21 protein-coding genes and 4 tRNA genes are annotated in these 24,907 nt (G+C 65.4%); 6 read left to right on the top strand and 19 right to left on the bottom strand.

What is annotated here, in order from left to right; all coding sequences use genetic code 11:
• From KUV49_RS11050 to KUV49_RS11020, 7 genes are all read right to left on the bottom strand, one after another.
• The gene (locus tag KUV49_RS11050; protein ID WP_222449993.1) at window positions 1-840 is read right to left on the bottom strand and encodes a DUF2189 domain-containing protein; all 840 of its coding nucleotides are present in this window, start codon (window positions 838-840) and stop codon (window positions 1-3) included.
• Between the two features lie 72 nt (window positions 841-912).
• Complete coding sequence (locus KUV49_RS11045; RefSeq protein WP_222449992.1) at window positions 913-2,325, bottom strand: amidase; 1,413 nt, start codon at window positions 2,323-2,325, stop codon at window positions 913-915.
• Window positions 2,315-3,139, bottom strand: a complete 825-nt coding sequence (locus KUV49_RS11040) for a hypothetical protein (RefSeq protein ID WP_222449991.1) — start codon at window positions 3,137-3,139, stop codon at window positions 2,315-2,317. The genes KUV49_RS11045 and KUV49_RS11040 overlap by 11 nt, the downstream gene beginning before the upstream one ends.
• Window positions 3,132-4,262, bottom strand: a complete 1,131-nt coding sequence (gene prfB / locus KUV49_RS11035; RefSeq protein WP_222449990.1) for a peptide chain release factor 2 — start codon at window positions 4,260-4,262, stop codon at window positions 3,132-3,134. The genes KUV49_RS11040 and prfB overlap by 8 nt, the downstream gene beginning before the upstream one ends.
• 99 nt (window positions 4,263-4,361) lie before the next feature.
• Window positions 4,362-6,884 (bottom strand): penicillin-binding protein 1A, encoded by a 2,523-nt coding sequence (locus tag KUV49_RS11030; protein WP_222449989.1) that lies wholly within the window; start codon window positions 6,882-6,884, stop codon window positions 4,362-4,364.
• A gap of 88 nt (window positions 6,885-6,972) precedes the next feature.
• Complete coding sequence (locus tag KUV49_RS11025) at window positions 6,973-8,187, bottom strand: N-acetylmuramoyl-L-alanine amidase (protein ID WP_222449988.1); 1,215 nt, start codon at window positions 8,185-8,187, stop codon at window positions 6,973-6,975.
• A 178-nt stretch (window positions 8,188-8,365) separates the two neighbouring features.
• Window positions 8,366-9,508 carry a pyridoxal phosphate-dependent aminotransferase gene (locus KUV49_RS11020; protein ID WP_222449987.1) on the bottom strand — a complete coding sequence of 381 codons (1,143 nt, stop codon included), beginning with the start codon at window positions 9,506-9,508 and terminating at the stop codon, window positions 8,366-8,368.
• 138 nt (window positions 9,509-9,646) lie between these two features.
• On the opposite strand from KUV49_RS11020, the gene KUV49_RS11015 reads away from it, so the two are divergent.
• Complete coding sequence (locus tag KUV49_RS11015) at window positions 9,647-10,399, top strand: DsbA family protein (RefSeq protein ID WP_222449986.1); 753 nt, start codon at window positions 9,647-9,649, stop codon at window positions 10,397-10,399.
• A 103-nt stretch (window positions 10,400-10,502) separates the two neighbouring features.
• Here the strand turns inward: KUV49_RS11015 and ispG are convergent, their stop codons facing one another.
• From ispG to hemA, 3 genes are all read right to left on the bottom strand, one after another.
• Window positions 10,503-11,633, bottom strand: coding sequence for a flavodoxin-dependent (E)-4-hydroxy-3-methylbut-2-enyl-diphosphate synthase (gene ispG / locus KUV49_RS11010; RefSeq protein WP_222450969.1), 1,131 nt, complete (start codon window positions 11,631-11,633; stop codon window positions 10,503-10,505).
• Window positions 11,634-11,740: 107 nt separating this feature from the next.
• A complete protein-coding gene (locus KUV49_RS11005; protein WP_222449985.1) occupies window positions 11,741-13,033 on the bottom strand; it encodes a helix-turn-helix domain-containing protein in 1,293 nt (430 codons plus the stop codon).
• Between the two features lie 139 nt (window positions 13,034-13,172).
• The gene (gene hemA, locus KUV49_RS11000) at window positions 13,173-14,396 is read right to left on the bottom strand and encodes a 5-aminolevulinate synthase (RefSeq protein ID WP_222449984.1); all 1,224 of its coding nucleotides are present in this window, start codon (window positions 14,394-14,396) and stop codon (window positions 13,173-13,175) included.
• 250 nt (window positions 14,397-14,646) lie between these two features.
• Between hemA and KUV49_RS10995 the strand changes: the two genes are divergently transcribed.
• Together KUV49_RS10995 and KUV49_RS10990 are read left to right on the top strand one after the other, a co-directional pair.
• Complete coding sequence (locus tag KUV49_RS10995) at window positions 14,647-16,035, top strand: dipeptidase (protein WP_222449983.1); 1,389 nt, start codon at window positions 14,647-14,649, stop codon at window positions 16,033-16,035.
• Window positions 16,036-16,038: 3 nt separating this feature from the next.
• On the top strand, window positions 16,039-16,905 hold the full coding sequence (locus KUV49_RS10990) for an alpha/beta fold hydrolase (RefSeq protein ID WP_222449982.1): 867 nt from the start codon (window positions 16,039-16,041) through the stop codon (window positions 16,903-16,905).
• 15 nt (window positions 16,906-16,920) lie between these two features.
• Here KUV49_RS10990 and KUV49_RS10985 read toward each other — a convergent pair.
• Window positions 16,921-16,997 (bottom strand) — tRNA-Asp (locus KUV49_RS10985).
• A gap of 26 nt (window positions 16,998-17,023) precedes the next feature.
• A tRNA-Asp gene (locus KUV49_RS10980) sits at window positions 17,024-17,100 on the bottom strand.
• 302 nt (window positions 17,101-17,402) lie between these two features.
• On the opposite strand from KUV49_RS10980, the gene KUV49_RS10975 reads away from it, so the two are divergent.
• Complete coding sequence (locus tag KUV49_RS10975) at window positions 17,403-18,131, top strand: helix-turn-helix transcriptional regulator (protein ID WP_152492171.1); 729 nt, start codon at window positions 17,403-17,405, stop codon at window positions 18,129-18,131.
• Here KUV49_RS10975 and KUV49_RS10970 read toward each other — a convergent pair.
• Both KUV49_RS10970 and KUV49_RS10965 read right to left on the bottom strand, forming a co-directional pair.
• Window positions 18,114-18,800 carry a hypothetical protein gene (locus tag KUV49_RS10970; RefSeq protein WP_222449981.1) on the bottom strand — a complete coding sequence of 229 codons (687 nt, stop codon included), beginning with the start codon at window positions 18,798-18,800 and terminating at the stop codon, window positions 18,114-18,116. The genes KUV49_RS10975 and KUV49_RS10970 overlap by 18 nt on opposite strands.
• Window positions 18,801-19,002: 202 nt before the next feature.
• Window positions 19,003-19,078 (bottom strand) — tRNA-Val (locus KUV49_RS10965).
• Between the two features lie 193 nt (window positions 19,079-19,271).
• On the opposite strand from KUV49_RS10965, the gene KUV49_RS10960 reads away from it, so the two are divergent.
• Window positions 19,272-19,628 (top strand): hypothetical protein, encoded by a 357-nt coding sequence (locus KUV49_RS10960; protein ID WP_222449980.1) that lies wholly within the window; start codon window positions 19,272-19,274, stop codon window positions 19,626-19,628.
• A 9-nt stretch (window positions 19,629-19,637) separates the two neighbouring features.
• Here KUV49_RS10960 and KUV49_RS10955 read toward each other — a convergent pair.
• Together KUV49_RS10955 and KUV49_RS10950 are read right to left on the bottom strand one after the other, a co-directional pair.
• Window positions 19,638-19,712 (bottom strand) — tRNA-Val (locus tag KUV49_RS10955).
• 98 nt (window positions 19,713-19,810) lie between these two features.
• Window positions 19,811-20,176 (bottom strand): HU family DNA-binding protein, encoded by a 366-nt coding sequence (locus KUV49_RS10950; protein WP_222449979.1) that lies wholly within the window; start codon window positions 20,174-20,176, stop codon window positions 19,811-19,813.
• Window positions 20,177-20,302: 126 nt separating this feature from the next.
• On the opposite strand from KUV49_RS10950, the gene KUV49_RS10945 reads away from it, so the two are divergent.
• Window positions 20,303-20,503, top strand: coding sequence for a hypothetical protein (locus tag KUV49_RS10945; protein WP_222449978.1), 201 nt, complete (start codon window positions 20,303-20,305; stop codon window positions 20,501-20,503).
• 111 nt (window positions 20,504-20,614) lie between these two features.
• On the opposite strand, the gene lon is transcribed toward KUV49_RS10945, so the two are convergent.
• From lon to tgt, 3 genes are all read right to left on the bottom strand, one after another.
• Complete coding sequence (gene lon, locus KUV49_RS10940) at window positions 20,615-23,026, bottom strand: endopeptidase La (RefSeq protein ID WP_222449977.1); 2,412 nt, start codon at window positions 23,024-23,026, stop codon at window positions 20,615-20,617.
• 467 nt (window positions 23,027-23,493) lie between these two features.
• A complete protein-coding gene (locus KUV49_RS10935) occupies window positions 23,494-23,682 on the bottom strand; it encodes a hypothetical protein (RefSeq protein WP_152492165.1) in 189 nt (62 codons plus the stop codon).
• 16 nt (window positions 23,683-23,698) lie between these two features.
• Window positions 23,699-24,829: a tRNA guanosine(34) transglycosylase Tgt gene (tgt, locus tag KUV49_RS10930; RefSeq protein WP_222449976.1), complete on the bottom strand. Its 1,131-nt coding sequence runs from the start codon at window positions 24,827-24,829 to the stop codon at window positions 23,699-23,701.
• Window positions 24,830-24,907: the final 78 nt, after the last annotated feature.

Here is a 24,907-nt window from a genome sequence, read left to right as displayed (position 1 = left end):
TCAGGTGGCTGTCGCACCGCCTCGGTCATCGCTTGCCTCACCGGCGCGTCTGTCCTCACCTGCCACCACGATCTGCCGGTAGAGGTGCCACGTGGCATGGCCCAGAAGCGGCAGGACCAGAAACAGACCCAGAAAGCCTGGAACGAGTGCCACGAACGTCAGCACCGCCACGATCGCGGCCCAGCACAACATCGGCACCGGGTTGCCCGCGACGGTCTGAATGCTGGTGATCATCGCCGTCACGAAATCCACCTCGCGGTCCAGCAGCAGCGGCAACGCCACCACCGTCATCGAAAACAGCAACAGCGCAAAGGCCGCGCCCACGGCACTGCCCACGGCCAGCATCGTCAGCCCCTCGCTCGTCAGATAGATGTCGTAGGAGGTCGAGACGTTGGTCATGGTCGAATAGCCCAGGAACAGCGCAAAGATCATATGCGCCAGGAAGAACCAGAACAGGAACACCACGATCACCACGGCGCAGATCGACGGCAATTGCCGGTGCCTCTGGTCAAAAATCACGCCCATGATGTCCTTCGCCACCAGCGGCGTGCCGGTCTCCAGCCGGTGACTGACCTCGTAAAGACCGACCGCCGCGAAGGGACCGATCAGCGGAAACCCCACCGCCGCGAAGACCAGCCAATAGGTCTGTCCCGTGACCCAGGTGATCCAGATCATGCCCCAGCCGATGGCCACGTAGACGCCCGCGAAAAGAAGAGCGTAGCCGGGCGCTCGACGCATGTCCCGAAAACCCCGGCGCAATGCCGTGCCCAGCATGTCCAGCCGGACATCGCCAAGCTCCGGCACACCCAGCGGCCGCGCATGCTGTTCCCTTTCGCCCATGGTATCCTCCCTCGGGCGACAAGCCTACAGCCTGCCCGCGCGTCGGCAAAGCCGAATTTGGGTTTGCAATTCCTACAGTGTCGGCGGCCGCGTCTCTGGCCAGCGCGTCGCGCGGTGATAGGCCTCGGCCAGCTCCAGCAGGCGCGCATCGTCACCGTGCCGCCCGATCAGCTGCAGCCCCATCGGCAGGCCCTGTGGCCCGAACCCGGCGGGCACCGCAACCGCGGGCAGGCCCAACAGGCTCGCGGGCACCACCACCTCCATCCAGCGGTGATAGGTGTCCATCCCCTGCCCGGCGATGGCCTTCGGCCAGTCCAGCGTCTTGTCGAACGGCCAGACCTGCGCCGTGGGCAGCGCGATGACGTCAAACCGCTCGAAAAACGCGTCCGCGGCGCGCAGCCAGTCGGAGCGCAGCACACTCGCCGCATGCACGTCCAGCGCCGACAGCGCGCGGCCCTGCTCGATCTCCCAGATCGCCTCGGGCTTGAGATGCCCGCGCAGCGTTTCATCCTCGTACATCGGCGACTTGTCCGCCGCGACGGCCCAGCTGCGCAGCGCGGTCCAGGACTGCCACAACGCCTCGCGGGAAAATGGCGCGGCGGGGCTGTCCACGGCGCAGCCCACCTGCCCCAGCACGTCCAGCGCCGCCTCGCACAGGGGCAGGATACCGTCCTCGAACGGCAACGCGCCGTTCCAGTCCGCCAGCCAGGCCACGCGCAGGCCCGCCGCCTCGCCGCGCAACGCGCCGACCGGCGCAAAATCCGGCCCCCGCAGGCCAACCTTCCCCGGCACCGACATCACGTCCAGCTGCAACGCAAGGTCGCCGGGGCAGCGGGCCATCGGACCGTTGGTGGCCAAGCGATGCAAGAAGACATCGCCCTCGGCCCCACCCGGCACCCGGCCCCAGCTGGGGCGCATCCCGTAGACGTTGCTCCAGCCCGCCGGGTTGCGCAGGCTGCCCATCATGTCCGAGCCGTCCGCGATCGACAGCATCCCCGCCGCCAGCGCCACCGCCGCGCCGCCCGACGACCCGCCGCAACTGCGCGTCAGGTCATAGGGGTTCGCGGTGACCCCATGCACCGGGTTGTAGGTGTGGCTGCCCAGCCCGAATTCCGGCGTGTTGGTCTTGCCGATGACAATCGCTCCCGCCGCGCGCAGCGGTGCGATATGCGGGCTGTCTTCGGCGGCGATCTGCCCGGCAAACGCGGGTGAGCCGTGGCTGGTGGGCAAGCCCGCCGCATCGGCCAGATCCTTGACCGCGAGCGGCAAACCGTGCAGCGGGCCCTTCGCCTCGGCCTTGTCCGCCGCACGCGCCTCGGTCAGCAACGCCTCACGCTCGCGCATCGACACGATGGCATTGAGCGCGCCGTTCACGGCCTCTATCCGGTCCAGTGTCGCCGCCATCAGGTCGGCCGCGCGCAGCCGCCCCTCGCGAATCGCGCGCGCCTGTTCGGCGGCGGTCAGTGTCAGCGGATCACTCGACATGGGAACAGATCGGTGGACGCGGCGTGCCGCGCTCGGTTGCGTTGATGCCCTCGACCCAGCCCGTGCCGATGGCCAGCATCATCATGTCCATCATCGTCCACGCGTTGACCGCCTCCCCGTTCGTGAGTTCCGCCAGGGTCTGCCCCACCTCGACGGTGACCGGCGCCACGTTGGCGTCACACGTCACGCGGCTGGCATTGTCGCGCACCAGCGTGTCGAAATGCTCCAGCATCAGCGCCTGGCTGCGCCGGATCGCGTCGATTCCCGGGACGTCCGCACAGGCGCCCGTCAGCACCTGAAATCCCACAGGCGTGCGCAGCGGATCGTCGGAGAAAAAGCTGACACGGCCCGACCGCACGCCCTCCGCGAGGATCCTGTAATAGGCGACCGCCGCCGCGTCGCGGGTCAGGCCATCCTGCTGCATAAGCGCCTGCTGCATGTCCTCGCCCACGATGAAACAGCCGTATTCCTCGAACTCCGCATGGGCATCTATGGCCCCGATCCCGCGCTGAACCACCGCTGAGTCGATGTCGTAGCGGCTGTCGATCTTCGGCGGCTGGATGGTGCAGATCTCGGGCCCCAGCACGATCCAGTCGCCGTGCCTCTCCGCCTCGCCCCGCGCCAGCGCCGCCTCGGCATAGGTTGTCAAAGTGGCATGAAACTCCGGCGTCGGCATGTCCTGCGTCATGCGCGCCTGCGGGCCGACCACGCAGCCATTTTCCGACAGGTAGGCCCGCACAGAGGCGTCATCGGCCCAAGCGCCGCCAGCGGTCAGCATCGTCACGATGCCCGCTGCGGCAATCGCCCTAAACATCTTCGCCCTGCGCCTCGGCCCGCGACTTGCCCGACACGTCCAGCGCCAGCGTGGCGGCCATGAACGGGTCCAGATCCCCGTCCAGAACGCCCTTGGTGTCGCTGGTCTCGTGCCCGGTGCGCAGGTCCTTCACCATCTGGTAGGGCTGCAACACGTAGGACCGGATCTGGTTGCCCCAGCCCGCGTCGCCCTTGGCCTCGTGCGCGGCGTTGATATCGGCATTCCGCTTGTCCAGCTCCAGCTGGTACAGCCGCGATTTCAGCGCCTTCATGGCGATATCGCGGTTCTGGTGCTGCGACTTTTCCGAGCTGGTCACGACGATGCCTGTGGGATGGTGCGTGATCCGCACCGCCGAGTCGGTCTTGTTCACGTGCTGCCCGCCCGCGCCCGAACTGCGGTAGGTGTCGATGCGGATGTCGTTGGGATTGACCTCGATCTCGATATTGTCGTCCACCACCGGATAGACCCAGACGGAACTGAACGAGGTGTGCCGCTTGGCCGCCGAATCGTAGGGCGAGATGCGCACCAGCCGGTGCACGCCCGATTCCGATTTCAGCCAGCCATAGGCGTTGTGCCCGCTGATCTTGTAGGCCGCCGACTTGATCCCGGCCTCGTCGCCCGGCGTCTCCGATTGCAGCTCGACCGTATAGCCATGCTGCTCGGCCCAGCGGACATACATCCGCGCCAGCATGTTGGCCCAGTCGCAGCTTTCCGTGCCGCCCGCGCCCGCGTTGATCTCGAGGAACGTGTCGTTGCTGTCGGCCTCGCCGTTCAGCAGCGCCTCCAGCTCCTTCGCCGCCGCCCGCTTGGCCAGCCGCCGCAGCGCCTCCTCGGCCTCGGCCACGACCTCGTTGTCGTCTTCCATCTCGCCCAGCTCGATCAGGCCGGTCTGGTCCTCAAGCTCCGCCTTGATGGAATCATGCGTCTCGATGGCATCCACCAGCGCCTGCCGCTCGCGCATCAGCGCCTGCGCCTTGGTCGGGTCATCCCACAGGTTGGGGTCCTCGACGCGGGCATTGAACTCTTCCAGCCGGTGCTGCGCGGTCTCCCACCCCATCCGCTGGCGCAAAAGCTCCAGCGACGTCTCTATCTCGGAAACAAGTGTCTGTATCTCGGCGCGCATTGTGGCGATGTCCTTGGGTCTGCTCAGGGCTTGGTGATATCAAGGCCCTTCGCCGCGGACAAGATCATGCGCACCGCCGCGACGCAGCAGGACGGCCCCTCAGTAGAGACCGCCCGAGCTCATGTTGCCGAAGCTGGATTTCTGCCCGACCTGGGCCTTGTTCCCGGTCGAGGTCGTGACCTCGCGCACCTGCTCGGTCTCGCCGGCCTGGAACAGGTCGAAATCGCCGCCCATCGCATAGCCACCGTCGAACATGATCCCGAACAGCGGGTCTTCGCCCTCGCGGAAACATTCCGACACGACGTTGGGGCCCGACGCGCCGTCGGGCAGGCGCGAGCCGGTATAACGGTCGATATTGATGAAATCGCAGCCCTCGGGGACCTTGAACTCCGAGCCGCCGTATTTCTGGATCGCCTTCTCCATGAACGCCTGGAAGACCGGGCCGCACATCGACGAACCATAAGCGCTCCGCCCCATGCCGCGCGGCTGGTCATAGCCGATGTAACAGCCCGCCGCGATGGTGGACGAAAAGCCCACGAACCACACGTCGCGCGCGTCGTTAGTGGTGCCGGTCTTGCCGGCAATCGGCACCGGAAGGTTGATCGCACCGCGGGCCGTCCCCCGGTCGACCACGCCTTTCATCATCGACGTCAGCTGATAGGCCGTCACCGGGTCCATGACCCGCTCGCGGTTGGACACGATGCGCGGGCTGCGCGACCGCGGGATGCCCGGATCGCCGCAATCGGTGCAATCCCGCGCGTCATGGCGATACACCGTGCGGCCATAGCGGTCCTGCACCCGGTCCACCAGTGTCGGCTGCACCCGCTCACCGCCATTGGCGAACATCGAATAGGCCGCCACCATCTTGTAAAGCGTGGTTTCCTCGGACCCCAGGGCGTTGGCCAGGAACGGCTTCATGTTGTCATAGACACCGAATTTCTCGGCATAGCTCGCCACGGTTTCCATGCCGACCTCTTCGGCCAGGCGGACCGTCATCAGGTTCCGCGACTGTTCGATGCCGGTCCGCAACGGCGTGGGCCCATAGAACTTGTTCGACGAGTTCTTGGGCCGCCACAGGCCCTGCGGCGTGTTGATCTCGATCGGCGCGTCCACCACGATGGTGGCAGGCGTATAGCCGCTGTCCAGCGCGGAGGCGTAGACGAACGGCTTGAAGCTCGACCCGGGCTGGCGCTTGGCCTGCGTCGCGCGGTTGAACACCGAGTGCTGATAGGAGAACCCGCCCTGCATCGCCAGCACGCGGCCGGTGTTGACGTCCATCGCCACGAACCCGCCCTGCACCTGGGGCACCTGCCGCAATGTCCAGCGGATGAAGCTGCCGTCGCTGTCGGCCGTCATGCGCCGCACGTGCACGACCTCTCCGCGCTCGAAGGTTTCCTGGAAATTGCCGGGCAGCCAGGCGATGTCCTCGCGCGGCACCACATGCGGCTCGGCCTCGGTTTCCTCGACCCCCTCGATGCCCAGGCGCATCTGCTGGTCTCCGATCTCCAGGATCACCGCCGGATACCAGGTGCCGTCCAGCACGATATCACGCGCGACCCGAGTCTCGGCCAGCGCCGCGCGCCACGCCTCTTCGCTTTCCAGCGCCTCCGCCGGCAGCGTCTTGCCGGTGCCGCGCCAGCGGCCCGTGCCCCGGTCATAGGTCTCGAGCTGTTCGCGCAGGGCTTCGGCCGCGATATTCTGCAATTCCCGGTCGATCGTCGCGCGCACCGCCAGCCCGCCCGAGAAAAACTCGCCTTCCCCGAAATCCTGGCTCAGCTGGCGGCGGATCTCGTCGGTGAAATAATCGCGGGGCGGCAATTGTGCCGAGAACGGCTCGAAATCGCCATTCTGAACCGAACGCAGCGGCATCGCCACCTCGGTCTCGTAACTGGCCTCGTCAATATACCCGTTCTCGTACATTTCCTTCAGCACGAAGTTGCGCCGCTTCATCAGCCGCTCTCTCTCGCGCACCGGATGATAATCCGACGGTGCCTTGGGCATCGACGCCAGGAACGCCGCCTCGTGCGGCGCAAGCTCTCGCAGGGGCTTGTTGAAATAGGTCTGCGCCGCCGCCGTCACGCCATAGGAATTCTGGCCGAGGAAGATCTCGTTCATGTAAAGCTCGAGAATGTCCTCCTTGCTCAGCGTCTCCTCGATCCGCGTGGCCAGGATGATCTCCTTGATCTTGCGCTCGATCCGCCGGTCGCCCGACAGCAGGAAGTTCTTCATCACCTGCTGCGTGATGGTCGACGCCCCGCGCACGTTCTGCCCGCGCGAGCGCACCGCCTCGACCACCGCGGCGGCGATCCCGCGCGCGTCATAGCCGCCATGGCTGTAGAAATTCTTGTCCTCGGCCGAGATGAAGGCCTGCTTCACCAGGTCGGGGATATCCTCGGCAGGCGTGAACAGCCGCCGCTCGCGGCTGAACTCGTCGATGATCCGCCCCTCGCCCGAATAGATCCGGCTGATCGTCGGCGGGGTGTAATTCGCCAGGCTTTCGTGGCTCGGAAGGTCCTTGCCGTAAATGTGAAACACCGCCCCGATCGACAGCGCGATCACCACGACGACAAGCGTCACGAGACTGAAGATCGTGCCCAGGAATGTGGTGATGGGTCTCAGCAAGATACGGGTCCTTTCAAGATCGCCTTCCTATAGGCGCCGCGCGATGCGCCGTCAAAACACATTCCGGTGCGCCCGGGCCGTCGGCGCCTCATTGCCGCACCAGTTCCGCGTTGGCCGCATCGGCCTGGCGCCAGGCCCGGACGGCGTCGCTGACCGCCTGCGCCATCCGGGCGCGCCAGTCCGCGTCCGCGATGTTGGCACGGTCCCGGTCCGAGCTCAGAAACCCCACCTCCAGCAGGACCGACGGAATATCGGGCGATTTCAGCACCGAGAATCCGGCCATCCGCATGGGGCGCGAATTGAGCGGCAGCCCGTTCTCCCTTATGCCCGTCTGGATCGCCTTTGCCAGCTGTTCGGCCCGGGGCTGCGTCTCCATCCGCGCCAGGTCCATCAGCACGTCGGCCACCACGTCATCCGATCCCGTCAGGTCGATCCCGGCCAGCAGGTCGGCGCGGTCATGCCGCTCGGCCAGCGCCGCCGAGGCGCGGTCCGAGGCGCTGTCCGACAGGGTATAGACCGTCGCGCCATGCGCCCGCCCCTCGATCAGCGCATCCGCGTGCAGCGAAATGAACAGCCCCGCCCCGGCCTGGTGGGCAATCGCGACCCGCCGTTCCAGCGAGACGAAACTGTCATCCTCCCGGGTCAGCACCACCTCGACATCCGCCTGCCGCAACAGCACGTCCTTCAACTCGCGCGCGAAGGCCAGCATCAGGTCCTTTTCCGACAGGCCGTCCTTCTCCGCGCCCGGATCGATGCCGCCATGCCCGGGGTCGATCACCACCGTGAACAGGCCCGGATCCGCCCCGCGCGCGGCTTTGCCGGGCGACAGATCCTGCCTGTCCCAGCCCGGCAGCTCCGGCGCGCCCGAGGCCGCGGCGAAGGCGGCTTCGGTCACTTCCGTCAACTCGATCGACAGGAGCGCCGCGCCCGTCTCCTGCTCGAGCGCCATGTCCGCTTCCCTTACCGCGTAGGGCCCGGCCAGCGTGATCACCATGCGCGACCAGCCGGGCCGGAAACTGCCCATGCGCACCTCCCGCGCCCGCTCGGCCATGTCCAGCAGGGCCGCGTCCACACCGCGCCAGTCCACTTCGCGGAAATCCACCACCAGGCGCTCCGGCGCCTCCAGCGTGAACACCCGCCACGGCACGCCCTGGCTCAGCGCCAGTTCCAGCACCAGGCCCTGCCGTGTATCCGACAGCCGCGAGCCGTCCATGTCGACCCGCGCCAGCCCGCCGAAAGAGGACTGCGCCGCCGCCGCCACGGCCCAAAGGCACATCATCATTGCCAGAAATACCCGGATCATACTGCTCAGCCGCTTTTCGGTCTTGGTTGTCGCCAGTCTACACCAGCACGACCGATTCCCACAGCCCGCTTTTCCCCTGGCCGGAAATATCCCGGGGAGGAGGCCGAAACCCGGTTTCGGCCGGAGGGGCAGCGCCCCTCGACAAACAAGACCTGCGCGCCGCAGGCGCACAACCGGATCACCGCGCCGCCATGAACGCCGCCAGCCGCCCCAGGCCGTCCTCGATATCCGCCGTCGACCGCGCATAGGAAAACCGCAGCGTGCCGCCACCGCGCACCGGGTCGAAATCCAGCCCCGGCGTCACCGCCACCCCGGCCCGCTCCAGGATTTCGGCGGCAAAGGCCCGGCTGTCATCGGTCAGGTGGCTGACATCGGCATAGACGTAGAATGCGCCATCGGGCGGCGCGATCCGGTCGAACCCGGCCTTCGGCAGGCCCTCCAGCATCAGCGCCCGGTTGGCGCGGTAGACGTCCATGTTGGCCTGCAACTCGGGTCCGCACTCCATCGCCGCCAGCGCCACCACCTGGCTGGCATGCGGCGGGCAGATGAACAGGTTCTGCGCCAGCCGCTCGATCCGGCGCACATGGGTCTCGGGCACCACCATCCAGCCCACGCGCCAGCCCGTCATGCTGAAATACTTGGAGAACGAATTGATCACGTAGGCCTCGTCGCTGACCTCCAGCGCGGTGACCGCGCGGGTGTCATACTCGATGCCGTGATAGATCTCGTCGCTGATGAACCCCGCACCGGCCTCTTGCGCCGCCCCCATCAGCGCCGCCAGCGCGTCCCTGTCCAGCATCGTCCCCGTCGGGTTCGCCGGGCTGGCCACCAGCAGGCCGTCCAGCTCGTGCGCCGCCACATCGCCCGGCACGGGCTGATAGCGGTGCCCGGGGGTGGTCTCGATGTCCACCGGGCAGAGATCCAGCGCCTTCAGGATCTGGCGATAACTGGGATAGCCCGGCGCGCCGATGCCCACGCGCGCCCCGGTATCGAAAAGCGCCGTGAAGGCCAGGATGAACGCCCCGGACGAACCCGGCGTGACCACCACCCGCTCGGGCGACAGGTCGATGTCGTACCACTCGCCGTAGAGCCGCGCGATCCGCGCGCGCAGCGCCGGCAGCCCCAGCGCCACGGTATAGCCCATCGGATCGTCCTGCATCGCCCGCGCCAGCGCCGCCCTCGCGCCCTCGGGCGCGGGCGTGCCCGGCTGACCCACCTCCATATGGATGAGGTGCCGGCCGTCCGCCTCGGCGCGCCGCGCGGCTTCCATCACGTCCATCACGATAAAGGGATCGACCTCCGAACGGGTTGAGTTTCGCATCCTTATATCCCTACATTGCGGCCACACCCGGGTTTCACAGGGAAAACGGACGCACGTCAATGCACCTGGCCCGCCACGGCTTGACGCCATCCACGCGAAGCCCCAAACACGCCATGTAATCCGCAAAGGAGAGCCCGGATGACCCGTCCCCTCGTTTCCGCGACCGCCCTCGCCCTGGGCCTTGCCCTGCCCGCACAGGCGCTCGACCTCGATGCCATGACCGATGCCGAACGCGCCGCCTTCCGTGACGAGGTCCGCGCCTACCTGATGGAAAACCCGGAGGTCATCATGGAGGCCGTCGCCGTGCTGGAACAGCGCGAGGCCGACGCCCAGGCGCAGAGCGACAAGGATCTCGTGGCCGCCAATGCAGACGCGCTCTTCGACGACGGCCACTCCTGGGTCGGCGGCAACCCCGACGGCGACATCACCCTGGTCGAATTCCTCGATTATCGCTGCGGCTACTGCAAACGCGCCCATCCCGAGGTGACGAACCTGCTGAAGGAAGACGGCAACATCCGCTTCATCGTCAAGGAATTCCCGATCCTGGGCGAGCAATCGGTCACCGCGTCGCGCTTTGCCATCGCCACGCAGCAAGTCGCCGGCGACGACGCCTACCATGCCGTCAGCGAGGCCCTCATGGCCTATTCCGGCGACATCACCGAACCGGCGCTGCGCCGGATGGCCGAACCGCTGGACCTGCCCGTGGACAACATCATCGCCGCGATGGGCAGCGAGGAGGTCACCGCCGTGATCGAGGAAAACCACGCGCTCGGTCGCGCCCTGCAGATCTCGGGCACGCCCTCCTTCGTGATGGAAAACCAGATGCTGCGCGGCTACGTCCCGCAGGCGGAAATGGAAATGATCGCCGACGAGATCCGCAACGAAGGCTGATCAGGGCGTTTCAGGGCCAACCAGCCTCACGGAATATCGCGAAACGCTGGGCAACGCGCATATGATGCGCGCGAAGATCACCGTGCAAGCCATTGACCGGACATCATTCCGCGGCTTGCGCACCCTCTCCGGCCGCCTCGATCTCGGCGGCTTTTTTCTCGACCTCCTCGACGATGTGCTCGATCATCTGGTCGTTCGACATCTTGTGGCTGGCCTTGCCCGCAAGATAGACCATGCCGCTGCCCGCGCCGCCGCCGGTAAAGCCCACGTCGGTCATCAGCGCCTCGCCCGGCCCGTTCACCACGCAGCCGATGATGCTCAGGCTCATCGGCGTCTTGATATGCTCCAGCCGTTCCTCCAGCGCTTCGACCGTCTTGATCACGTCGAACCCCTGCCGTGCGCAGGACGGGCAGGAAATGATGTTCACGCCCCGGTGGCGCAGGCCCAGCGATTTCAGGATCTCGTAGCCGACCTTGATCTCTTCGACCGGGTCGGCGGACAGGCTGACGCGGATCGTGTCGCCGATCCCCATCCACAGCAAGTTACCCAACCCGATGGCGCTCTTGATCGTGCCCGAAGTCAGCCCGCCCGCCTCGGTGATGCCAAGGTGTATGGGCGCATCCGTCGCCTCGGCCAGCGCCTGGTAGGCGGCGGCGGCCATGAACACGTCAGACGCCTTGCAGCTGATCTTGAACGCGTGAAAATCGTTGTCTTCCAGGACCTTGATATGATCGAGCCCGGACTCCACCATGGCCTCGGGCGTGGGCTCGCCGTACTTGTCCAGCAGGTGCTTTTCCAGGCTCCCGGCATTCACGCCGATCCGCATGGAACAGCCGTGGTCGCGCGCCGCCCTGATGACTTCGCGCACCCGGTCCTGGCTGCCGATATTGCCCGGGTTGATCCGCAGGCAGGCCGCGCCCGCCTCGGCGGCCTCGATCCCGCGCTTGTAGTGGAAATGGATGTCCGCAACGATCGGCACCGGGCTTTCGCGCACGATCTCCTTCAGGGCGCGGGCGCTGTCCTCGTCCGGCACCGAGACCCGCACGATATCCGCCCCCGCATCGGCGGCGGCCTGCACCTGCGCGACCGTGCCCTTGACGTCGGTCGTCGCCGTGTTGGTCATGGTCTGCACGCTGATCGGGGCGCCGCCGCCCACCGGCACGTTGCCCACCATGATCTGGCGGCTTTCCCGGCGGTAGATATTACGCCACGGGCGGATGTGGTTCAGCGACATCGGTACAGGTCCAGACAAGTTTCAATCCTGCGTCCAAGGTAAGGATGCAGCGAGGCTATGACAATGAAAGGATCGCGAATTAAGGGTTCCGGCCCCTCAGGCGCGGATCAGTCCTGTGTCGGCGGTGTCTCGGCCCGCGCTTCGAGTTCGGCCACGTAGCGCGACAGGTCCTGGTCGGAGTCCAGGTTCGCCACCGGCAGCGCATCGGCCAGCATCTGCGAGTCGAGCGGCAGGCCAGAGGTCACCTGCCCGCGCTGCCCGGCCGGGCCATGGTGGACGCCGTTCACGGCGAAATAGATCGCGCCGCTTTCCCCGATCCGGATCGTCGGCGCATCTTCCATCACCGGCACGTCCCAGGTGTCGCCCGCGTTCATGATCGTCTCGTAGATGACACTGCCATCGGGCGCCTGCACCCGGACCCACGCGGGACGGACCGCCACCATCTTCACGCCGGCGGGCTGCTCGGCCAGAACCTGCGGCCCCTGGCGCTCTTCGCCGGCCCGGCCCGTCTGGCCCGTCCGGGGCGCATCGGCGATCTGCGCGGCACCGGCCGTGGCCGTCGCGTAATCGGGCGAGGTCCGGTCCGCCTCCGGCAGCGTGCCGCTGAACGCCCCCACATCGGCAGGGTTCAGCGTGGAAATCGGCGCGTCGCGCGCGACCATCACGGGCACGTCCAGCGCCTCGGGGCGGTACAGCCGGTCCAGCCGCTCGTCGCGCGGGGCGTCGAACACCGATGCCGTCGTCGCGGGGTCGTTCTCGCGCGTCTGGCCGTCGGTCTGGGCCGGTGCGACCGCGCCATCCAGCGGATCGAGGTCGCTCAGGACCGCAGGTGTGTTCTCGACCGGGGCGAACTGCACGCGCTGCACCTCGTTCAGGATGCTCCACGCGCCATAGCCCAGGCCGCCGATCAGCAATGTCAGCACCATCGCCGACCCGATCGCGCCCGGCTCGATCCGGGCCAGGAACGATTCCGTGGCCGGCACGAACGGTGTCTTCGGCAAGGCGATGGGATCTTCGCTGCGGGCCTTGCGCCGCATCGGCATCGCGTCGGGGCGGCGGATACTGCTGGCCTCGGCCGACATGCCATGCGCGATGGAAAACCCGCTTTCCGCGCAGAAACCGGCAAAGGCCCGGTCGGGGTCCATGTTCAGATAGCGCGCGTAGGACCGCACGTAGCCGGGGATGAAGCCCGGCGTGTCGAACGCGTCGGGATCGCAATTCTCGATGGCGGCGATGTAGGAGGCCTTGATGCGAAGCTCGCGTTCAACATCCAGAAGGGATTTGCCCAATGTCGCGCGCTCACCGCGCATCAGGTCGCCCAAGCGCAACTCGAACGCGTCGAAACCACGCGGCTCGACGTCCGGTTCCCCAGTATATCGCTTGGATCGGAACCCTATCATCAGGTTCTGCCCTCTAACTTCGTGCCTGCGTTTATCCCGCCGCGCGAAACCCTTCTTCCGGGTCTGTCCGATTCGCGCGATGCCCTTTTTCTTTATGCACTCTTAGCATAGCGCAAGAAACAATGCACCTGTGACGAAATTATGCTGACAGTTCGGCACGATTCAGCGCGCAATGACTCCAGAGTTCATCCATCGCGTTAACCAGATGGTCCATCTCGCGCGGGCCATGCACCGGCGAGGGGGTAAAGCGCAGCCGCTCGGTGCCGCGCGGCACGGTCGGGAAATTGATCGGCTGCACGTAGATGCCGTAGCGCTCCAGCAGCATGTCCGACAGTTTCTTGGTGTGCACCGGATCGCCCACGATCACCGGCACGATATGCGTGCCGTGGTCGATGATCGGCAGGCCCAGCCCCTTCAGCCGCAGCTTCAGGATGCCGGCCTGGGTCTGGTGCCGGTCGCGCAGGTCCTGATCGTGCTTGAGATGCGCAACCGACGCGGCCGCCCCGGCGGCGACGGCCGGCGGCAGCGACGTGGTAAAGATGAAGCCCGGCGCATAAGACCTTACCGCATCGCACATTTTCTCGCTCGCGGCGATATAGCCGCCCATCACGCCGAACGCCTTGGCCAGCGTGCCGTTGATGATGTCGATCTGGTGGGTCAGCCGGTCGCGCTCGGCCACGCCGCCGCCGCGGGGTCCGTACATGCCCACCGCGTGCACCTCGTCCAGGTAGGTCAGCGCGCCGAACTCGTCCGCGATGTCGCAGACCGCCTCGATCGGGCCGAAATCGCCATCCATCGAATAGATCGATTCGAACGCGATCAGCTTCGGCGCCGCGGGATCATCCGCCGCCATCATCTCGCGCAGATGGTCCAGGTCGTTGTGCCGGAAAATCCGCTTGGACCCGCCATTGCGGCGAATGCCCTCGATCATCGAGGCGTGGTTCAACGAGTCGGAATAGATGATCAGCCCGGGAAACAGCTTCGGCAGCGTCGAAAGCGTGGCATCGTTGGCGATATAGGCCGAGGTGAACAGCAGCGCCGCTTCCTTGCCGTGCAGGTCCGCCAGCTCGGCCTCCAGCCGCTTGTGATAGACCGTCGTGCCCGAGATGTTGCGCGTGCCGCCCGACCCTGCGCCAGTGGCATCGAGCGCCTCGTGCATCGCCGCCAGGACGACAGGGTGCTGCCCCATCCCGAGATAATCGTTGCCGCACCAGACGGTGATCGGCTGCTCGACCCCGTCGGGCCGCTTCCAGGTCGCGTGCGGGTACTGGCCATTCGTCCGCTCGATATCGATGAAGGTGCGGTACCGCCCTTCCTCGTGAAGTCGGTTCAAGGCAATATCGAGCTTGGCAGTGTAATCCACGCGGATCTCCTCCTGGCAGTCTGACGAGGCGCGGCGCGGAGGCGGCCAGCTTCGCCCTTGTTGCGCCGGATATAGTTTTAAGACTTGGCGCGCAACAGGTTACAAATTGCCACGCCCCTGCCCCCGTGACAACCGCGCCCGGCCCCTCCTTTGGTCGCAGGCGCAAGGGGCCGGCGCCCCGATCCCGCTGGACAGTCCGGCGCGCGGTGGTAGGGTCCGGCCAACATTTCCTTCAGACCGGAGTTCGCGCATGTCCCTCGACGCCATCCTCACCCGTATCGACGACCAGTTGCCCGACGCGATGGACCGCCTGACGGATCTCCTGCGCATCCCCTCCATCTCCACCGACCCGGCTTTCAAGCAGCCCACCGAGGACGCCGCCGACTGGCTGGTCGCCGACCTGCAAAGCCTGGGCATCAAGGCCGAGAAGCGCCCCACCACCGGCCATCCCATGGTGGTGGGCCACGCCGACGGGCCCAAGGGCGGCACCGGCCCGCACCTGTTGTTCTATGGTCACTACGACGTCCAGCCCGTCGACCCGCTCGAGCTGTGGAAGACCGCCCCCTTCGATCCGCAGATCCAGGACACCGACGCAGGCAAGGTCATCCGCGGCCGCGGCGCCTCGGACGACAAGGGCCAGCTGATGACCTTCGTCGAGGCCTGCCGCGCTTATAGACACGTCACCGGCGAGATGCCCTGCCGCATCACCTTCTTCTTCGAGGGCGAAGAGGAATCAGGCTCGCCCTCGCTCATCCCCTTCATGAAGGAAAACGCCGAAGAGCTTCAGGCCGATCTCGCGCTGATCTGCGATACCTCGATGGTCGCCCCCGGCGTGCCCTCCATCGCCTCGCAACTGCGCGGCATGATGAAGGACGAATTCACCATCCACGGCCCCCGCATCGACCTGCATTCCGGTCACTACGGCGGCCCGGCCCTGAACCCGCTGCGGGAAATCTCGCGCCTCATCGCCTCGTTCCACGACGACACCGGGCGCGTCGCCGTCGACGGCTTCTACGACGGCGTGCAAGAGGTTCCCGCCGAGCTTCTGCGCCAATGGGAAAGCTGCGGCTTCGATGAAAAGGAATACCTGTCCTCGGTCGGCTTCACCCGGGCACATGGCGAAGAGGGCTACAGCACGCTCGTCCAGCAATGGGCGCGGCCCACACTGGAAATCAACGGTCTCTGGGGCGGCTACCAGGGTGCCGGCACCAAGACGGTGATCCCCGCCGAGGCGCATTGCAAGCTGACCTGCCGGCTGGTCGATGACATGGACCCCGACGCCCTGCGCGTGAACATCCGCAAACATGTCGAGGACCGCCTGTCACCCGACGCCCGCGTCACCTGGAACGACGATCTCGACGGCTCGCCCGCCGCGAAGATGAACATCGACCGCCCCGAATTCGAAGCCGCCCGCCAGGCGCTGTCCGATGAATGGGACCGCGAGGCGGTCTTTGTCGGCATGGGCGGCTCGATCCCCATCGCCGGCTTCTTCAAGGAAATCCTGTCGCTCGATTCCATGCTGATCGGCTTTGCCCAGGAAGACGACGCCATTCACTCGCCCAACGAGAAATACAACGTCGAAAGCTTTCACAAGGGCACCCGCAGCTGGGCGCGCGTGCTCGACCGGCTGTCGCGCTAACCCGTGCCCATCCCCGGCTTTCGCCACGCGACCGCGCAACTCAACGGCACCCGGATTGCCTACAGCATCGGCGGCTCCGGCCCGCCGCTGCTGCTCCTGCACGGTTTCCCGCAGACCCGCGCGCTCTGGGCCCACGTGGCCCCGGCGCTGGCCGAGACACACACCGTGGTCTGCCCCGACCTGCGCGGCTATGGCGACAGCGACAAACCCCGGGATGTCGCCGCCTGCAGCTTTCGCGAAATGGCCCGCGACCAACTGGCACTGATGTCCCACCTTGGCCACGACCGCTTCGCCGTCGCAGGCCATGATCGCGGCGCGCGCGTGGCGCACCGGCTCGCCCTCGACGCGCCCGACGCCGTGATTTCCTTATGCCTGATGGATATCGTCCCCACCCACACGCTCTTGACGGAATTGCGGATGGACGTGGCGCAGACCTATTACCACTGGTTCTTCCTCGCCCAGCCCGGCGCCCTGATAGAGGACATGATCGCCGCCGACCCGGACGCCTATTACCACTCCTGCCTCACCGGCTGGGGCTCCGCCGCCCTCGATGATTTCGCCCCGGATCAACTGGCCGCCTACCGCGCCAGCTGGCGCAACCGCGACACGATCCGCGGCATGTGCAACGATTACCGCGCCGCCATCGCCCATGACGTGCATGACGATGCCGCCGATCTCGACGCCCGCATCGCCTGCCCCACCCTGATCCTCTACGGTCGTGACGGTGCGATGGCCCGCCACTATGACGTGCCCGCAACCTGGGAATCGAAATGCGCCGACATGCGCTCCGGTACGGTCGAAGGCGGCCATTTCTTCATCGACACGGCGCCCGAGGCGACCATCGCGGCGCTGCGCCGGTTCTTCGACTGAATTCAGGGGAGGACGTGGCGCGGTTGACGGGGCTCGAACCCGCGACCCCCGGCGTGACAGGCCGGTACTCTAACCAACTGAGCTACAACCGCGCGAAGGTCGTAATGTATTGCAGCGGTGGCGCGGTTGACGGGGCTCGAACCCGCGACCCCCGGCGTGACAGGCCGGTACTCTAACCAACTGAGCTACAACCGCCCGCTGCAAACCCGAAGCCATGCCCCGAGCGTGAGAGGGTGTTTAGGCGGCGCGGCCCGTCCCGTCAAGCGTTCACCGCGTCAAATCGACAGGTTTTTCCACACCCGCCCCGACGCAGGTTTTCAAGCGTTTCGTGACGTTGCGTCAGTCTTCGGAAACAGTGTTTTTCTTTGGATTCAGGTGCACAGATGCCAAGCGTTGGGGCTAAATACTTTACTGGCGAAGTGTCAATCGCTATTTGACGTTACTGCAATAGACCTCTTATAAATGACTCGTGATCCGTAAAACAGGATTGGTATCTCGTGCTGGATTTCCATGATCGACTGAAGACCTACATCAAGGGCTCGTCCTACGATTACAAAGGCCTGTCTCTCGAGATCGGACAGGGCGAGCGTTATATTTCCAACCTCCTGTCCTCGAAAAGTGACCCGGGCTATTCCAGCGTCGTCAAGATCTGCTCCGCCCTCGGCATCACGCCGAACCAGATCGCCGGTCTCAACGACCAGATCACCTTGGCCGGCGGCGAGATCGACAACCGCATCGTCACGGCCCAGGCCGAACGGATCCTGACCTCGGTCACCCGCGAGGCGCATCGCAAGCTGTCGCAACGCGGCGCCCGCCCCCTTCTGGACGACGTGCTGACCTGGTGGCACCAACAGGGCGGCGTTCTGACCAACTTCGACACGCTCAGCGAACATGTCGATCTCTACCTTGCGCCGGACGAGCACTCGCGCCTGCCCGAGCCCTACAAGATCGGCCACCAGAGCCTTGCCGCGCAAAGCTTCGGCATCCAGACGGCCGAGCACCTGCGCTATCTCTTCACCACCTTCGACGACAAGCTGTGCGAAAGCGTCCGGCTGGCCCATGTCGAGGCCACGCGCGGCGAACCCAAGCTGACAATCGAGGAAATCGACGTCATGCTGCCCGGCCACAGCTTTCCGCTGCGCTTCACCTACAAGCGGCTGTTGCTGCCGGTGCGTGATGGCGAAGGCAACAAGTACGTGCTGAACTACTCACAAGCTCTCGAGTGAGCCGGCGTAATACGCCATCATGTGCGACAGGTGCTCTGACGACAGCGCCACCAGCCATTCGCTGTCGCCCCGCCCCGCGGGCGCCGGATCGGCCCATCTCGCCACGCCGGGCACCTGCACGGTAAACCCATACGTGGTTGCGAATCCCGCCATCACGTCCCGGTCCCGCATCATCGCATAGGTCCAGTCCACCGGCCATTTCGTGGCGATACAGCAATGCAGCAGCAACATCAGCTGCCGCAGGCGCTGCCGCGACCCCCGCTGCCCCGGGGCGACGAAAAGCTCTCCGATATAGGCCATGCGCCCGTGAAACCCCGGCGGCAGCGCCGTGGTGAAGTTCAGCAAGGTGTCGCCGGACGGGTGCGGGTAATGCCGGCGCATCGTCCGGCGCATGTAGTCGCCCATGTTCTCGCGTCCGACATTGTCGAACCGCGTCGCCACCGCCGCCACGAAGGTCTCGCCCTCGCGCAGCACCAGCCAGAAGCCGGATTCTTCGGTGAAATCGTTGTAATGCGCCGACAGTTTCGCGGTGACGCTGGTCTTGCCATGCTCCCGCACCAGCTGTTCCACGGCCTCGAAATCCGACACCGTCTCGATAGCGTACCCGTTGCGCGCCAGGCCCGAGACGCAGGCCCCGCCGACCTTGATCAGGTCCAGTGAATTCTGCATGTGCTCCTGCTTCCCCTGCATCGAGCCTTGCCGTGGCAACCGTCGGCACACCGGCATCCGCAAACATGGTTAACAGCGTGGAATGCAGGTTGGAATGACTCCGATCCTCAAAAACGGAATGTTTCTCCAAGCGAAACAACACCCGGCACGTGTTTCGCCATCGGAAAACGCGCGTCTGCCGGCCTGTTTCTACTAGGGGGAATGGTGGGCGGTGAGGGACTCGAACCCCCGGCATCTTCGGTGTAAACGAAGCGCTCTACCAACTGAGCTAACCGCCCCTCGTTGCGCTCCTCTAGCAACACCGCAATGGCCTTGCAAGATGCTTCGCACCCGACCGCCCCGCCGACTGCGCGGTCGAACTTTCCCGCAACAGGCCGGTCGAAAATGAACACGCGCCTGCCGAAATCTGTTCAGAACGCCTGTGCCCGTGCCTAAGGTCGTCGGCAACGAAGAAAAAGACTGCGCACGAGCATGGCCCTCACTCTTCTTGCATTCGCACTCACGGCGGCGCTCTTTCTGGTGCTGGCCCTCCTGCCCCATGGCCGGCCCGCCCTGCTGGCCGCCCTGGCGGTGGCGGCAGTCCTCATCATCCTGTGGGGCGCGCATTATCTCGACGTCCTGGGGCTGGGCACGCACGGTCAGGGCAATGCCCGGATCATCGCACTCTTCATGCTCCTCGGCCTCACCCTCGCCTGGTTCATGGCGACGTCGCTCCAGATCCTGCGCCAGCGCGTCCCGCCGCACTGGCCAGGCTGGAGCTGGCCCGCCGTGGTCGTCGTGACCCTGCTGGTCATCGGCTACGGGGTCTGGCGGATGCTGACGGTCTAGGGTGGGAAATGGTGGGCGATAGAAGATTCGAACTTCTGACATCTTCGATGTGAACGAAGCGCTCTACCACTGAGCTAATCGCCCGCCGGAGCCGCTGTTTAGCGCCCCTTCGAGATCGGTGCAATAGCAAAGCCGCATGATCCTCGCATGGAATTTCACCCTGCAGGCGGACCCGGGCGGCCTTAGCCGTTGCCGCTGGTGTCGTCGTCCTTCGATTGCCGGATCTTCGCCACGGTGACCCGCGCGTTGCCGACCTCTTTCTGGCGGTTGATCTTCACCTTGCCCAGCGGCTTGAGGTTCAGCTCGCGCCCTTCGGCCAACGCCTCGCCCAGCACTTCCAGCATGGCCTCGACCACCGGCTTCACCTTGTTCTTGTTCAGGTCGGCGCGGTCCGCCACCAGCTGAAGCAGCTCCTGCTTCTTGAGTTCGGTCGAAACGATCTCCGCCGCGGTCGTCTCCGTGACCACGTCCAGATCCGCCTTGGCCGGGGCGGCGGGCGCCGTGGCCGCGGACTTGGATTTCGGGCTTGTCGTACTGCGCGATGCCATTCTGGGCCTCTGTTATTTGCACTTTTGACACACGATACCGGATTTGGAACGGAATACCACCGCCGAGTTGACGTGCCGGCAACCGGGCCGCATAAATTGTCGCCAATTATCACTGGGGATCACACAATGAAGAAAATTATTGTCGCCGCCGCTGTCGCCTCGCTGCTTTTCATCGAACCCGGCCTTGCCGGAGGCCTGGCAGACCCCGTGCTCGATCAGCAGGTTGTCGCGGATGCCGCCGTCGAGGATTCCACGGCCAAGGTCGATCTTCTGATGCTGACCCTGCTTTACATCTTCTTCCTCGCGAGTGCCGGCGGCGCGTTCTAAAGCGCGTCTCGCCGTCCTGCCGCGCCGCTTCGGCCGCCGATCCGTTTCCCGCAAACGAAAAAGGCGCCCGACCGGGGCGCCTTTCTCTTTTCTCTGTACGGTTGGGCCGGCCTAGTGGGTCACGGCCCCTGCCCCGTCATCCCGCGACTTTCGCGCGGCCTCGGCGGCAGCCGCCTCCTCGGCGGCTTCGTCCCACTCGACCGGCTCGGGCGCCTTGACCAGCGCCAGCCGCAGCACATCGCTGACATGCTCGACCGGGATGATCTCCAGCCCCTCCTTCACGTTGTCGGGGATTTCGGTCAGGTCCTTCTCGTTTTCCTGCGGGATCAGAACCGTCTTGATCCCACCGCGCAGGGCCGCCAGCAGCTTCTCCTTCAGACCGCCGATGGCCAGCGCATTGCCGCGCAGCGTGACCTCGCCGGTCATGGCGATGTCCTTGCGCACCGGGATCCCGGTCAGCACCGACACGATCGACGTCACCATCGCCAGGCCCGCGCTGGGGCCATCCTTGGGCGTGGCGCCCTCGGGCACGTGCACGTGGATGTCCCAGTTCTCGAACCGCGGCGGTTTCACCCCGATCTGCGGGCTGATCGACCGGACATAGCTTGACGCCGCGTCGATCGATTCCTTCATCACGTCGCCCAGCTTGCCGGTGGTCTTCATCCGGCCCTTGCCCGGCAGGCGCAGCGCCTCGATGTTCAGAAGCTCGCCGCCCACCGAAGTATAGGCCAGCCCGGTGACGACACCCACCTGGTCCTTCTCCTCGGCAAGCCCATAGCGGAACTTCTTCACGCCCAGGAACTCGTCGATATTGTCGCCGGTCACGTCGACACGCTCGGCCTCTTTCTTGATGATCTTGGTCAGCGCCTTGCGGCAGACCTTGCTGATCTCGCGTTCGAGGTTCCGCACGCCTGCCTCGCGGGTGTAATGCCGGATGATCGCCGTCAGCGCACTGTCATCCAGGCTGAACTCCTTCTGCTTCAGACCGTGGTTCTTGATCTGCTTGGCCAGAAGGTGCTGCTTGGCGATCTCGCGCTTTTCGTCCTCGGTGTAGCCGGCCAGCGGAATGATCTCCATCCGGTCCAAGAGCGGCCCCGGCATGTTGTAGGAGTTCGCCGTCGTCAGGAACATCACGTTCGACAGATCGTACTCGACCTCAAGGTAGTGGTCCACGAAGGTGCCGTTCTGCTCGGGGTCCAGCACCTCCAGCATGGCCGACGCGGGGTCGCCCCGGAAATCCTGGCCCATCTTGTCGATCTCGTCGAGCAGGATCAGCGGGTTGGTCGTCTTCGCCTTCTTCAGCGACTGGATGATCTTGCCCGGCATCGAGCCAATGTATGTCCGGCGGTGACCGCGGATCTCGGACTCGTCGCGAACGCCACCCAGGCTGATGCGGATGAACTCGCGCCCCGTCGCCTTGGCGACGGATTTGCCAAGGCTGGTCTTGCCCACGCCCGGCGGGCCGACAAGGCACATGATCGGGCCCTTCAGCTTTTTCGAGCGTTGCTGCACCGCCAGGTACTCGACGATGCGTTCCTTGACCTTCTCAAGGCCGTAGTGATCCTTGTCGAGGATATCCTGCGCCCGGCCCAGGTCCTTCTTCACGCGGGATTTGGTGCCCCACGGAATCGACAGCATCCAGTCCAGGTAGTTGCGCACGACCGTCGCCTCGGCGCTCATGGGGCTCATGTTCTTAAGCTTCTTCAGCTCGCCCTCGGCCTTCTCGCGCGCTTCCTTCGACAGCTTGGTGTTCTCGATGCGCTCTTCCAGCTCGGCAATCTCGCCTTCGCCGTCCTCGCCATCGCCCAGCTCCTTCTGAATGGCCTTCATCTGCTCATTCAGGTAATACTCGCGCTGCGTGCGCTCCATCTGGGACTTGACGCGCGTCTTGATCTTCTTCTCGACCTGCAACACGCTCATCTCGCCCTGCATCAGGCCATAGACCTTCTCCAGACGCTCGCTGACGCTCAGCGTCTCCAGCAGTTCCTGCTTCTGCGCCACCTCGATGCCCAGGTGCCCCGACACAAGGTCGGCCAGCTTGGCGGCGTCGTCGGCCTCGGTCACGGCGGCCAGCGCCTCTTCGGGGATGTTCTTCTTGACCTTGGCATAGCGCGCGAACTCGTCCGACACGGTGCGCAGCAGCGCCTCGATCGTCGCGGCGTCGCCCGGCATCTCGGCCAGGTACTCGGCGCGCGCCTCGAAGAAATTCTCGTTCTCCAGGTACTCGGTGATCTGCACCCGCGCGACGCCCTCGACCAGCACCTTCACGGTGCCGTCGGGCAGCTTCAGCAGTTGCAGCACGTTGGCCAGCACGCCGGCCGTGTAGATGCCGTCCGAATTTGGGTCGTCCTCGCCCGGGTCGATCTGGCTCGACAGCAGGATCTGCTTGTCGTCCTGCATCACCTCTTCCAGCGCCCGGACCGATTTCTCGCGTCCCACGAAAAGCGGCACGATCATGTGCGGGAACACCACGATATCGCGCAGCGGCAGCACGGGGTAAGAGGCGTTAAGGGGATCTTGCATGCTCGGTATCCTGTATTGGCAAGAAGGCTCCGGTCCCGACATGGCGGCAACCACCGGCCTTCTCCGTTTCGATAGGCTTAATCTGGGCGCTCTCGGACCAGTTTCAACCTCGGCCCACACGGGGCTGGTGCCAGCATGACTCGCGGCGCAGACAGGCACAAGCACCAAATATACGCGTTCTTAACAGTGATTGCACATTATCGCGCAGGCGCGGCCCATGCGTGGACGCGCGCCGTGGCGCGGCGCTGGCGCGGCACGATCAGGCCAGCAGCACCGCGGCCAGAACCGCCATAGAGGCCCAGGTGAAGGTGAATACCGCATATGTCATCTGATCGCTCCCAGCCTGTCACGGTGTCGTGATGCCTCTGGGTCGCGCTCTGCCGGCAAAGCGTTCAAAAAAATGTATCGGCCCGGTGCGTGGTGCCGGTCTGAAATTTTGGGCTCGGAGGGTCCGACGCGTGCCCGAACTAGGCGAGCAACACGGCCGCGAACAGCGCGACGGACATCCAGCTAAAGGCAAAGGCAGCATAAGTCATTGTAATAGTACTCATTTCCCCAGTAATGACATCAGGATAAGCGGAAAACCGCCCACCACCTAGAGAAATCGGATCACGTTTTGGAAACAGTTTGGAGCCAAAAGCCGGAGGATCGGCCAAGCCGTTGCGAACGCTGTCAAATCGGCGTGATATCCCCTTCGGCCCGCCCGGCATGAAACTCGGCTTCCCATGCGTCGAACCGGCCCGCGGCGATGGCCTCACGCATGCCTGCCATGATCTCCTGGTAGTAATGCAGGTTGTGCCAGGTCAGCAGCATCGAGCTGATGATCTCCTGGCTGCGGAACACGTGGTGCAGGTAGGCCCGTGAATAGGTCCGGCACGCCGGACAGGTGCAGGCCTCGTCCAAGGGGCGCGGGTCGTCCTGGTGCCGCGCGTTCTTGATGTTCAGCACGCCGCGCCGGGTGAACACCTGCCCCGTCCGCCCCGACCGCGACGGCAGCACGCAATCCATCATGTCGACGCCGCGTTTGACCGCACCCACAATGTCGTCGGGTTTGCCCACCCCCATCAGGTAGCGCGGCTTGTCGTCGGGCAGGTACCCGGTGGCATAGTCCAGCACGCCGAACATCGCGTCCTGCCCCTCGCCCACGGCCAGGCCGCCCACCGCGTAACCGTCGAACCCGATCTCCACCAGCGCCTTGGCGCTTTCCTCGCGCAGCTCCTGCGTCACGCCGCCCTGCATGATCCCAAAGAGCGCATGGCCGGGCCGGTCGCCGAAGGCATCCTTCGACCGCGCCGCCCACCGCATCGACAGGCGCATCGCCCGCGCCACCTCGTCGTCGCTCGCCGGCAGCGCGGGGCATTCGTCGAAACACATCACGATGTCGCTGCCCAGCAGGCGCTGGATCTCCATCGACCGCTCGGGCGTCAGTTCGTGTTTCGACCCGTCGATATGGCTCTTGAACGTCACCCCCTGCTCGCTCAGCCTGCGCAGCCCGGCAAGGCTCATCACCTGGAACCCGCCACTGTCGGTCAGAATTGGCCGTTCCCAGTTCATGAACCGATGCAACCCGCCCAGGGCGTCGATCCGCTCCGCCGTGGGGCGCAGCATCAGGTGATAGGTGTTGCCCAAGAGGATATCCGCCCCGGTCTCGCGCACGCTTTCCGGCATCATCGCCTTGACCGTGGCGGCGGTGCCCACCGGCATGAAGGCCGGCGTGCGGATCTCGCCGCGCGGCGTGCGGATCACCCCCGTCCGCGCCTGCCCGTCCGTTGCGCCCAGCTCGAAAGCGAACCCGTTCGTCATGTCATCACCCTCTGACCTCACCGCGCCCTCCATAACGCCTTTGGCGAAAGCTTCAATCACTCCGGTTTTCGACCCCGG

This window comes from Roseovarius atlanticus (assembly GCF_019802205.1).
GTDB lineage: Bacteria > Pseudomonadota > Alphaproteobacteria > Rhodobacterales > Rhodobacteraceae > Roseovarius > Roseovarius atlanticus_A.
This window is presented reverse-complemented; position numbering and strand designations above follow the sequence as displayed.

Bases quoted from the DNA above. Each gene is read 5' to 3' on its own strand.
- KUV49_RS11050 (WP_222449993.1), bottom strand. From the start codon at position 840: ATGGGCGAAAGGGAACAGCATGCGCGGCCGCTGGGTGTGCCGGAGCTT.
- KUV49_RS11045 (WP_222449992.1), bottom strand. From the start codon at position 2,325: ATGTCGAGTGATCCGCTGACACTGACCGCCGCCGAACAGGCGCGCGCG.
- KUV49_RS11040 (WP_222449991.1), bottom strand. From the start codon at position 3,139: ATGTTTAGGGCGATTGCCGCAGCGGGCATCGTGACGATGCTGACCGCT.
- prfB (WP_222449990.1), bottom strand. From the start codon at position 4,262: ATGCGCGCCGAGATACAGACACTTGTTTCCGAGATAGAGACGTCGCTG.
- KUV49_RS11025 (WP_222449988.1), bottom strand. From the start codon at position 8,187: ATGATCCGGGTATTTCTGGCAATGATGATGTGCCTTTGGGCCGTGGCG.
- KUV49_RS11020 (WP_222449987.1), bottom strand. From the start codon at position 9,508: ATGCGAAACTCAACCCGTTCGGAGGTCGATCCCTTTATCGTGATGGAC.
- KUV49_RS11015 (WP_222449986.1), top strand. From the start codon at position 9,647: ATGACCCGTCCCCTCGTTTCCGCGACCGCCCTCGCCCTGGGCCTTGCC.
- ispG (WP_222450969.1), bottom strand. From the start codon at position 11,633: ATGTCGCTGAACCACATCCGCCCGTGGCGTAATATCTACCGCCGGGAA.
- KUV49_RS11005 (WP_222449985.1), bottom strand. From the start codon at position 13,033: ATGATAGGGTTCCGATCCAAGCGATATACTGGGGAACCGGACGTCGAG.
- KUV49_RS10995 (WP_222449983.1), top strand. From the start codon at position 14,647: ATGTCCCTCGACGCCATCCTCACCCGTATCGACGACCAGTTGCCCGAC.
- KUV49_RS10970 (WP_222449981.1), bottom strand. From the start codon at position 18,800: ATGCAGAATTCACTGGACCTGATCAAGGTCGGCGGGGCCTGCGTCTCG.
- KUV49_RS10960 (WP_222449980.1), top strand. From the start codon at position 19,272: ATGGCCCTCACTCTTCTTGCATTCGCACTCACGGCGGCGCTCTTTCTG.
- KUV49_RS10950 (WP_222449979.1), bottom strand. From the start codon at position 20,176: ATGGCATCGCGCAGTACGACAAGCCCGAAATCCAAGTCCGCGGCCACG.
- KUV49_RS10945 (WP_222449978.1), top strand. From the start codon at position 20,303: ATGAAGAAAATTATTGTCGCCGCCGCTGTCGCCTCGCTGCTTTTCATC.
- lon (WP_222449977.1), bottom strand. From the start codon at position 23,026: ATGCAAGATCCCCTTAACGCCTCTTACCCCGTGCTGCCGCTGCGCGAT.
- tgt (WP_222449976.1), bottom strand. From the start codon at position 24,829: ATGACGAACGGGTTCGCTTTCGAGCTGGGCGCAACGGACGGGCAGGCG.